Here is a 2,409-nt window from a genome sequence, read left to right as displayed (position 1 = left end):
CGGCGACCATCTCCTTACCATCGCCTGCTACGACGGAATGACTTTCCAAGACTTGGTCGGGCAGTACCTCCCAGTGCCTGGCGAGGCAGGCGTGTTCCGGTACGTCGACGGCGCTCTGGTGACAGCGATGCTCACTGGCCGACCACTATTGCTCGATGATTTCGGGTGGATGCCGTCGGGCGTGCAGGCCACGCTGCTCCCTGTTCTCGATCACCGACGGACCTTGACGGTGCTCGACCGCCCCGACGAGCAGGTTATTACGGCGGCAGAAGGATTCTGCGTGATCATCAACCTCAATCCCGGTATCGGGTTCGGGGTGACCAGCCCAATCCGGGACAGGTCGGCGTTTGAACTGCACGTACCTGTGGACCTCAAGGCCGCCTCGAAACTCGATATTCCCGCAGGGTTCATCGAGGTGGCTCAGCATCTGCACACTCTGGCTGACGGCGAAGCCGCCAATGGCATTCGCCGTTGGGTTCCGTCGATGCGATCTCTGATCAAAGCGCGTGATCTCACGATGGTGTTCGATGAGCATTTCGCTGCGTGCGCAATGTTGGGCGAATGCCCGGATGGGGAACAGCGGATGAAGTTGCAGTCTCTGCTCACGACAGAACTCGGACTGGGTATTGATGTCCCTGAACCGTTGCAGGCACGGTCACTCTAAGAAAGCCGGCAGGGCGCTGCAGGGAATGCTCCCCGCAGCGCCCCGAGGTGCATCGAAGAGTCCGCGATCCGTGGCCGGGCCTCACACCGACCACGTGCGACTACAACGAGCCACGACCGACGACGCGGAGGGTTTGCGTCGATCTGTCGTGCGCACCAGCACCGAAAGGTGCCATCGTGCTGCAACACCATCGTAGGGCAGTCGGCGTCGGTGTCGCACGATCTCTGGTTCGTACGACCGCTTGAATCTGGTGTCGGTGTTCGTTTGGCTCGGCGGGGCCCAAGCCGTGATGAGCCGTCTAAAGGAGCGTTACATCCTTTTGAAGTGAGGACTAAGGTCCTAGTACTTTTTGATGAGACATCTAGCCCAATTGATGAGTGGGCACTCCCTTCAGAATTAGACGCAGAAAAGCGGTCGGGCCCGCCAGTTTCCTGGCTGGGCCCGACCGCTTCACTTCTACCTGCAATAACACTCGTATTCGGCGTGCCGAGTACGTGGCTAGATGCAGTTGGCGTTTGCCGCCGCGGTGCGCATCTCCGATGTCTCGAAAACCTAGCCGAACAAAATTGGGTTTGCAAGCCAACAAATCTACAACTTATGTGCTTAAACCTTGCATTAAATCTACGTCGAATTATGCCGTCACCCAACAATTTTAGAATTCACCCCACCACCCTGACGACGCCCGCGGCCAAAGATGGGCGATTCCGGTTGGGATAAGTTGGCCCGCAAGGTAAAGTTTCGGCGGTGACCAGCCCTGAGAAGCGATTCGGAGACATCGTCGCCAAGCGACGGTCAGCTCTCGGGCTCAATCGCAAGCAAGTGCAGCAGAACGGTGGCCCCTCCGACACCAAACTCGCAGCGATCGAATCAGGCGACTCGGACGCCCGAATGCACAGCTCAACGCTTGAAAAGCTCGACACCGCACTGCAATGGGTGCCAGGCAGCGCATCGCGAGCACTCAGCGGCGGTGAGCCAACACCGCTCTCCTCCCAAGGGGAAGCCTTACGTTTTGGCCCCAACGAGGTCGCGGTGCCGATCGTCGATCTCACGTCCCTGATACGTGCCACGGACACACTCAACATGGCGCTACTCGATCTCGACTCCCCTTCGGACGACGTCAAGAGTTCCTTCGCGGAGCTCTCCGCCGTCGTTTCCAGACTCACCCTGATCAAAGTCATCGACTTGTTCGAGCGGAACGCGGGCCCCGATCATCCACCGCCGCCGAATCTGGATCTCATCTTCGGCACTCATCTCAACCAACCCGCGGAACGACAAGGTGCAGATCCGACAGATCTCGAAGACCGCCTGTACCTACGCTGGTTGGCCCATCGCCGCGTCAACATAGATGCAGCCACCGAACATCGGTTCCGGCAACGGTGGTTCGATCACCAACCACTACAACCATCGAACATCAGCCAGCCGTTCACATCAGAGAGCGGTGGAGAATGAGCGCCATGAGTCTATCCGCGCGAGTGCAGAAGCTGTTCGACGCAGCCAATTCGGCTGGACGTACCGACACAGCAGAATCGGTCGCAGCCGCAGTTGGCGCCGCGCTGAGCCGAACCCTCAGCAGGGCAGACATACAGGCGTTGCTCGACGGTGCAGACACACCAGACAACGAAGTCCTGGCCACCGTCGCTGCCCACTTCGAGGCGCCGGCCTCCTATCTGACCGGCACTCCCGAGGAACAGGCCGACTACGACGCACAGCTGGACTTCTACTTCAGTTTGACCACCAGCCAGCTC

3 protein-coding genes are annotated in these 2,409 nt (G+C 59.3%); all 3 read left to right on the top strand.

The window, feature by feature from the left end; genetic code table 11:
• On the top strand, window positions 1-664 hold a 664-nt coding region (locus tag A2J01_RS04880; RefSeq protein ID WP_156519163.1), incomplete at its 5' end, for an AAA family ATPase.
• Window positions 665-1,408: 744 nt separating this feature from the next.
• Entirely contained in the window at window positions 1,409-2,113 is a 705-nt protein-coding gene (locus A2J01_RS04875) for a hypothetical protein (RefSeq protein ID WP_052959768.1), read from the top strand.
• A gap of 5 nt (window positions 2,114-2,118) precedes the next feature.
• On the top strand, window positions 2,119-2,409 hold a 291-nt coding region (locus A2J01_RS04870), incomplete at its 3' end, for a hypothetical protein (RefSeq protein WP_442971553.1).

It is taken from the genome of Rhodococcus sp. EPR-134, from assembly GCF_001647205.1.
Taxonomy (GTDB): Bacteria; Actinomycetota; Actinomycetes; order Mycobacteriales; family Mycobacteriaceae; genus Rhodococcus_F; species Rhodococcus_F qingshengii.
The sequence above is the reverse complement of the archived record's forward strand: the minus strand, read 5'-3'. Positions and strand labels throughout refer to the sequence as shown.